Raw genomic sequence first — 8,018 nt, 5'->3', positions numbered from 1 at the left:
GCCGCAGCCGTAAGGGGGCTGGCGAGAATGGTACGCCCGCCTTTGCCCTGCCGGCCTTCAAAATTGCGGTTGCTGGTACTCACCGCGTATTGACCAGGCTCAAGTTCATCACCATTCATCGCCAAACACATGCTGCAACCGGCAAAACGCCATTCGCCGCCTGCATCACGTACAATTTTGTCGATACCCTCTGCTTCGGCGCGTTTGCGGATACTCTCTGAACCGGGAACAACCAGCAGGCGCAGCCCAGCGGCAACTTTACGCCCTTTCAGGATGGATGCTGCTGCTCGAAGATCGCTCATGCGTGAGTTCGTGCATGAGCCAATGAAAACCACATCTACAGGATGCCCTTTCAAGGCGCTGGCAGGTTTAAGGTCCATATAGCTGAGCGCCTTTTCAAGTGATGATTGCTGCGCAGCAGAATTCATGTTTTTCAGGCTGGGTATCCTTTCACTGATTTGGATCCCCATCTCAGGGTTAGTACCGTAAGTAACCATCGGTTCAAGCTTGGAGACATCAATGGTGACGGTTTTGTCGTAAACTGCGCCCGCATCAGAGGGAAGTTGCTTCCATCTCTCAACGGCGGCGTCCCAGTTAATGCCTTGAGGCGCATAGGGGCGTCCTTTGAGATAATCAAAAGTCGTCTCATCGGGGGCGATCATACCTGCTCGTGCGCCAGCTTCAATAGACATATTGCAAAGGGTCATGCGTCCATCCATATCGAGGGCTTTGACTGCATCACCCGTATATTCAAAGACATGCCCAGTGCCGCCACCAATGCCAATTTTGGCGATGAGCGCCAAAACCATATCTTTAGCCGTCACGCCAAAGGGAAGCTCGCCTTCAAAGCGAACTTCATACGTCTTTGATTTCGATTGCAGCAAAGATTGGGTTGCGAGGACATGCTCCACTTCGGATGTACCGATACCAAAGGCAAGCGCGCCAAATGCGCCATGCGTAGATGTGTGGCTGTCGCCGCAGACAATAGTTTTTCCAGGTTGGGTAAACCCTTGTTCTGGCCCGATCACGTGGACAATACCCCGTCCATCGCTTTCAGCATCGTAGAGGGTGATACCAAAATCTGCGCAATTTTTGGTGATCTGCTCAAGCTGAATCACAGCCATTTCATCCGCAGAATCAAAGCTGAGAGAAATCGTCGGTGTGGAGTGGTCCATCGTGGCAATGGTGCGCTCTGGGCGATGAACTTTTAGCCCTTTTTCACGTAAACCGCTAAAGGCTTGGGGGGATGTCACCTCATGAATGAGGTGTAAATCAATATAGAGTACGGAGGGCGCATCGTCACTTTCGGCAACAATATGCGATTCCCATACTTTTTCGTAAAGAGTTTTGGGGTGGCTGAATTGATTCATACGAACAAACCAGCCTATTTTTTTAATCCCGAGACATCCCATTTAGCAGGGATGGTACGCGGCTCAGGGAAGGTTTCCATGCGGTCTTCAGCATCGGCATCTTGTTGGGGGCCCTCGGCAGCCATCATCCCCGACATATCCCACTGAGATGGGAAAGTGCGCGGTTGAGGGAACTTTTCAAAGGCGTTTTCACGGGGGGCTTTTTTCTTTTCGGCCATGTTTCTTCTCCTAAATCATCAATAAAGACATGCTCACAGGATACACAAAAAATTAATTCGCTATACTGGCTGGCTGATAACCGCTTCAAACACTTCCGAACGCTCACGGGCAGCCAGCAGTTTATTTACTGCGGCCAAATAAGCTTTGACGCTGGCGGTGATAATGTCGGTATCCGCGCCGTATCCGCCAAATGTGCGCGCACGGGTGCGCCCGCTTTGGGGGGATGTGCGCCGCGGGACAGAACCGTTCTTCGCTTTCAGGCGCACAGTAACTTCACCCATAGCGTCAATTCCCTCGGTCACGGCGTGAATATTGAATTCCAGCAGGGTATTCGGAACCTTTATTATCTCATCAACGGCTTTATAAGCCGCATCCACGGGGCCGGTGCCAATGGCGGCTTGTATGTGCAACTCACCATCGGGGCCAAGTAAACGCACGGTAGCGGTTGGCAACCCAATCGTCCCGCACGCCACCTGCAAACCATCCAGGCTGTAGATTTCGCTGACGCGGTCCAGCAGATCTTCCACCAAAGCTTCCAAATCGGCATCCGTGATGGTTTTCTTCTTATCGGCCAATTCCTTAAAACTTTGGAACGCACGATCCAGTTCTTCGCCTTCCAATCCATAGCCTAATTCTTCGAGACGCACACGCAAGGCATGGCGACCCGAATGTTTGCCTAACACCAGGCGAGAGCGGTGCAAGCCCACCGTTTCGGGTTTCATGATCTCATAGGTGCTGTTATTTTTGAGCATCCCATCCTGATGAATTCCGGCTTCGTGGGCAAAGGCGTTCGCCCCAACAATCGCTTTGTTGGGCTGCACCGGCATTCCGGTGTAATTTGAAACCATGCGACTGATGCGCGTGATCTGCGTAGTGTCAATGCCAGTTTCCAGGTTATAAACCGGGTGGCGGGTTTTTAGCGCCATAACCACCTCTTCAAGCGATGTATTACCGGCGCGCTCACCAATCCCGTTCATGGTTACTTCGGCCTGACGTGCCCCAGCCTGAATACCTGCCAGCGCGTTGGCGGTTGCCAAACCCAGATCGTCATGACAATGCACCGACACAACCGCATTTTCAATCCCCGGCGTATGCTTCATAATCCCGGCAATTAGTGTGCCAAACTCTTCGGGCGTGGTATAGCCCACTGTATCGGGGATATTGAGCGTGGTCGCCCCGGCCTTGATGGCTTCACCCAGCACCAAATAGAGAAATTCTGGATCGCTACGTCCGGCATCTTCGGGTGAAAATTCCACATCATCACACAGCGTTTTCGCGTAAGCCACCATCTCGCGCACCTGATCAACTACTTCTTCAGGATCCATGCGCAATTTGTATTGCATATGGATGGGAGAAGTTGCCAAAAAGGTGTGGATGCGCGGTTTTTGGGCAGATTGGATCGCCCCCCAAGCGGCATCAATATCCTTTTGCGTGGCGCGGGCCAAACCACAGATGGTGGGTACGCAATAATCAGGTTCATCTACGCCCTCGGGCGGATTCCCCACTTCCACGGCGATGCGGCGCACACCTTCGAAATCATCCGGCGAGGCCGCCGGGAACCCGGCTTCGATTATATCCACACCCAGACGCGCCAGCCCGCGGGCAATCTCCAGCTTTTCAACGGAGGTCAGGGTTGCCCCAGGGGATTGCTCGCCATCACGTAGGGTTGTATCGAATATGCGGACGTAGTTCGGGTTATCATTCATAGTTTTTTATTACCATTGAAGGTTGAAGGTTACAAGGTGAACTTTCAACCTTCAACCAATAATTGCGAATCACTCGCCCGGCTTAATCGTCACCGGGTTGACAAAGGGCATCATCTCGCGCAATTCGGCGCCGACTTTTTCAATCAGATGATCTTGTTCGGTACGTCGTTTGGCATTGAACCAGGGACGGCCTTTTTGATTTTCTTCAATCCAGCCGCGGGCATAAGTGCCATCTTGAATTTCTTTCAACATCTGGCTCATCGTGTGTTTTGTTTCTTCAGTAATCAACTTCGCCCCGGCGGTATAATCGCCATGCTCAGCCGTATCTGAGATGGAATAACGCATATAGTTCATTCCGCCACGATACATCAAATCTACAATAAGTTTGAGTTCATGCAATACTTCAAAATAGGCCAGTTCGGGTTGATAACCAGCCTCCACCAGAGTTTCAAACCCGGCTTTGACCAACGCGGTCACGCCGCCACACAGCACGGCCTGCTCGCCGAATAGATCGGTTTCAGTCTCTTCGGAAAAAGTGGTTTCCAATACACCGGCACGCGTCCCGCCAATGCCATAGGCATATGCCAGGGCGTTTTCTTTGGCGTTTCCGCTGGCATCCTGGTATACAGCCACCAAACAGGGTGTACCGCCGCCTTCAGTGAAGACCTCGCGCACGCGGTGTCCCGGAGCTTTTGGCGCGACCATGCTAACATCTACGTCAGCAGGCGGGGCAATCGTCCCGAAGCGGATATTGAATCCGTGTGCAAACATGAGCGTTTTGCCAGCCTTCAAATTCGGGGCAATATGCTCCTCGTAAACCGCTGGCTGAGCCGTATCGGGGGCGAGCAGCATCACCGTATCTGCCCAGGAAACAGCTTCAGCAATCGGCTTGACGGCCACACCCGCGCCTTCCGCCTTCTTCCAGGAGGAACTACCTTCGCGCAATCCTACACATACGTCCACACCGTTATCGTGCAAATTCAAGCTATGCGCATGACCCTGTGAGCCATACCCGATCACTGCCACTTTTTTACCCTTAATCAATTCAGGGTTTGCATCTTTGTCGTAATAGATCGTTGCCATAAAAAATATCTCCACAAATTATTGATCACTAAATACTGCTAATGGCTCTTGCCATTCCCGTTTCCATGCGCGCCTGGTGTATGGCGCACACCTGCGGCCGTGCCACGCATCATGGCAACCTGACCGGTTCGCACCATTTCCAAAATGCCAATGGGGCGCAAAAGCTCAACCAAACTCTCAATCTTGTCTTCGGTGCCTGCAATCTCCACAATCACCGAATCGGGGGCTACATCGACAATTTTTGCCCGGAAGATAGAGGCCAGACTTGTGATTTCACCACGGTGTTCCGGGTCAGCTTTCACCTTGATCAGCGCCAAATCACGCGCTACCGCAGGTTGGTTGGTGACATCCTGAACATCAATTACATTGACTAATTTATACAAATTAGCTTCTACAATCCGCACATCGACATCTTTACTATCCATCACAATCGTCATGCGCGAGATGTCGGGGGTCTCTGTGCGCCCAACATTGAGCGATTCGATATTGAAGTTGCGACGGCGGAACAAAGATGCTACCCGGTTCAACACACCGGGTCTATTTTCAACTAAGGCAAATAATGTATGTTGCATGAGATTCTCCTTCCAGACAATTAGCGAACCGGTCGCCGGATCATATCGTCCAGGTCAGCGCCAGATGGTACCATCGGATAAACGGCTTCTTCTTTTTCAACACGGAATTCCAGCACAACCGGGCCGGGTGTTTCCTGAGCAAAAGTAAACGCATCAAAGACTTCCTCCGGTTTAGTCACCAGCCGGGCCGGAATGCCATGCGCGTCGGCAATCTTGGTAAAGTCAGGCCCGGTCATCGGAGTAGCTGCATAACGCTTGTCGAAGAAGAATTCCTGCCATTGGCGCACCATTCCGAGGAAGTTGTTATTCATAATCGCAATCTTGACGTTAGCGCCTTCTTGCATGGCAGTGGAGAGTTCGGCCTGCGTCATCTGGAAACTGCCATCTCCATCGATCAGCCAAACTTCTTTATCTTTGTGGGCAAACCAGGCTCCAATGGCAGAGGGCAATCCAAAGCCCATTGTTCCCGCGCCGCCCGAAGTCACCAGGCGATAGGGCTGTTCAAAGTGGTAATATTGCGCCGCCCACATCTGATGCTGGCCAACGCCGGTGGCTACAATCGAATCGCCATTGGTCGCATTCCACAAGGCGCGGATGGCGTGCGCTGTATAGAGTTTGCCATCATCCGGCCACGACATAATGCTGCGATCTTCGGCTTCAGCTTTCCATGCCGCGATTTGTTCCATCCATGCCTGATGCTCATACTCATCGAGCATGGGAATCATATCGGTGAGTACAGTCTTCAAATCGCCCACCAGAGGCACATCCACAGTAACGTTTTTATGAACTTCAGAAGGATCAATTTCTACATGAATTTTGCGGGCGCGCGGCGCGTAGGTGCGCAGATTGCCAGTCACACGGTCATCGAAGCGCATCCCCAGCGCCAGAATCAAATCCGAATTTTGGATGGCGTTGTTGGCATAGGCTTCACCGTGCATCCCCATCATGCCCAGGCTAAGTTCGTGCGAAGCTGGCATGGCACCCAATCCCAGCAGCGTCATGGTCACAGGAGTTTGCGTTTTCACAGCCAGCATCTGCAATTCTTCCATGGCGCCCGACATTAGCACACCATGTCCCGCCAAAATCACCGGACGCTCAGCTTTTTCAATCAGTTTGACGGCCTTTTCCAGATCAGTTACGGGGGCATGTTTGGGCGGTTTATAACCCGGCAGCGAAACTTCTTCGGGATATTCGAACTCGGTGACTTCAATTTGCGCATTTTTGCAAAAATCAATCAGCACCGGGCCGGGGCGGCCACTGCGAGCAATATGGAACGCTTCCCGCACCACCTGGGCGACTTCATCGGCACGCGTAATTAAATAATTATGCTTGGTAATTGGTAAAGTGATACCGGTGACATCTGTCTCCTGAAAGGCATCGCCGCCGATGAGATGAGAATGAACCTGCCCGGTGATACAAACCATCGGTGACGAGTCCATCATTGCTGTGGCAATCCCGGTCACCAGGTTGGTTGCCCCGGGACCGGAGGTTGCCAAAACGACCCCAACTTTTCCAGATGCGCGGGCATAACCATCTGCCATGTGCGCGGCGCCTTGCTCATGGCGAGTGAGCACGTGATGCACTGGATAATTGAGCATGGCATCATGCACCGGCATAATCGAACCGCCGGGATAGCCAAAGGCAACATCTACACCTTCGCGCACCATACATTCCCACAAAATTTCTGCGCCAGTTTTTTTCATAATTGCTTCTCCTCTTCAAAAAATGTCTTCGGTAATTCGGAATTCGTCATTCAGTGAGCATCCCAAATTACCCGTTTCCTTACTTACACCAATACAGCGCCCTGATTGGCGCTCGTCACCATACGCGAATAACGCCGCAGCCAGGAACTTTTGATATCGGACTCAAACGCGGGCAGTGCATCCAGCCGCGCCTGAATTTCCGCATCACTCAGACGAACGGCCAATTTGCGTTCATCCAGATCAATCTCAATGATGTCGCCAGCTTGCAGAGCCGCAATCGGGCCGCGCGCCGCCGCTTCGGGGCTGACATGCCCAATACAGGCGCCACGCGTCCCACCCGAAAAACGCCCGTCCGTGATCAGAGCCACCTGCTCGCCCAGACCCATGCCCATAATCGCCGAAGTCGGCGAGAGCATTTCTTGCATGCCGGGGCCGCCGCGCGGGCCTTCATAACGGATCACCACCACATCACCGGGCTGCACCTCATGATTCAGAATCCCGCGCATGGCTTCGTCCTGACTCTCGTAGATGCGCGCCGGGCCGTTGTGCTGCCTCATCGAAGGAGCCACACCACCAGTTTTGATAACCGCGCCATCGGGGGCCAGATTCCCAAATAAGATCGACAAGCCACCCAGAGCAGAGTGCGGACTCTCAATCGGGCGGATCACATCCAAATCGCGGATGCTATGCCCGGAGATTGATTCCCTCAACGAAGTCCCCGCCACAGTGGGGCGTTCTAACGATAAAGTGTTTCCTGCTTTAGCGATTTCATTCAAAATGGCGGGGACTCCACCGGCGCGGTGAACATCTTCCATGTGCCACTTGCCCGATGGGCTAACCTTGCACAGATGCGGTACCCGGTCGGCGACTTTGTTGATGCGCGCCAGGTCGTATTCGATCCCGGCTTCGTGGGCCAGCGCCAGGGTGTGCAGCACGGTGTTGGTGCTGCCGCCCATCGCCATATCCAGCGCGAAGGCATCGTCTATCGCTTCGGAGGTCACAATCTGCCTCGGGGTCAGGCCGCATTCGACCAAACTCAAAATTTGGCGAGCAGCACGTTGAGCTAACGCCTCACGCTCCTCACTCAACGCCAACGCCGACCCATTGAAGGGCAAAGCCAGCCCCAGGGCTTCCAGCAGGCAGTTCATCGAATTAGCCGTGAACAACCCGGAACAGGAACCGCACGAAGGGCAGCCATAATCTTCGAGTAATTTCAAACGAGCATCATCAATTTTCCCGGCTTTGTAGGCCCCCACGCCTTCAAAGACCGAGATCAAATCCACTACTTCACCATCGGGCGTGCGGCCCGCTGCCATCGGCCCGCCGGAGATAAAAATGGCAGGAATATCGACGCGCAGAGCGGCC

The 8,018-nt window shown here is 53.1% G+C and carries 6 protein-coding genes and 1 pseudogene (1 of these 7 running past the window's edge); all 7 read right to left on the bottom strand.

The genetic code is table 11. The annotated features are described in order from the left end of the window. The coding region (gene leuC / locus HN413_13565; protein ID MBT3391423.1) for a 3-isopropylmalate dehydratase large subunit at window positions 1-1,370 on the bottom strand (1,370 nt) is incomplete at its 3' end. Between the two features lie 14 nt (window positions 1,371-1,384). Continuing rightward, entirely contained in the window at window positions 1,385-1,588 is a 204-nt protein-coding gene (locus HN413_13560) for a hypothetical protein (protein ID MBT3391422.1), read from the bottom strand. Window positions 1,589-1,648: 60 nt separating this feature from the next. After that, window positions 1,649-3,295 carry a 2-isopropylmalate synthase gene (locus HN413_13555; GenBank protein ID MBT3391421.1) on the bottom strand — a complete coding sequence of 549 codons (1,647 nt, stop codon included), beginning with the start codon at window positions 3,293-3,295 and terminating at the stop codon, window positions 1,649-1,651. A 69-nt stretch (window positions 3,296-3,364) separates the two neighbouring features. Next, the gene (ilvC, locus tag HN413_13550) at window positions 3,365-4,378 is read right to left on the bottom strand and encodes a ketol-acid reductoisomerase (protein ID MBT3391420.1); all 1,014 of its coding nucleotides are present in this window, start codon (window positions 4,376-4,378) and stop codon (window positions 3,365-3,367) included. A gap of 38 nt (window positions 4,379-4,416) precedes the next feature. Further along, window positions 4,417-4,950 carry an acetolactate synthase small subunit gene (gene ilvN / locus HN413_13545; GenBank protein MBT3391419.1) on the bottom strand — a complete coding sequence of 178 codons (534 nt, stop codon included), beginning with the start codon at window positions 4,948-4,950 and terminating at the stop codon, window positions 4,417-4,419. Between the two features lie 20 nt (window positions 4,951-4,970). Next, entirely contained in the window at window positions 4,971-6,653 is a 1,683-nt protein-coding gene (gene ilvB, locus HN413_13540) for a biosynthetic-type acetolactate synthase large subunit (GenBank protein MBT3391418.1), read from the bottom strand. Between the two features lie 83 nt (window positions 6,654-6,736). Beyond that, window positions 6,737-8,018, bottom strand: a pseudogene (ilvD, locus tag HN413_13535) (dihydroxy-acid dehydratase) (it continues 397 nt past the right edge of the window).

It is taken from the genome of Chloroflexota bacterium, from assembly GCA_018648225.1.
Taxonomy (GTDB): domain Bacteria; phylum Chloroflexota; class Anaerolineae; order Anaerolineales; family UBA11858; genus NIOZ-UU35.
The sequence above is the reverse complement of the archived record's forward strand: the minus strand, read 5'-3'. Positions and strand labels throughout refer to the sequence as shown.

Excerpts from the sequence above, each read along its gene's own strand:
- ilvN (MBT3391419.1), bottom strand. The coding sequence starts at position 4,950 with ATGCAACATACATTATTTGCCTTAGTTGAAAATAGACCCGGTGTGTTG.
- HN413_13555 (MBT3391421.1), bottom strand. The coding sequence starts at position 3,295 with ATGAATGATAACCCGAACTACGTCCGCATATTCGATACAACCCTACGT.
- HN413_13560 (MBT3391422.1), bottom strand. The coding sequence starts at position 1,588 with ATGGCCGAAAAGAAAAAAGCCCCCCGTGAAAACGCCTTTGAAAAGTTC.
- ilvC (MBT3391420.1), bottom strand. The coding sequence starts at position 4,378 with ATGGCAACGATCTATTACGACAAAGATGCAAACCCTGAATTGATTAAG.
- ilvB (MBT3391418.1), bottom strand. The coding sequence starts at position 6,653 with ATGAAAAAAACTGGCGCAGAAATTTTGTGGGAATGTATGGTGCGCGAA.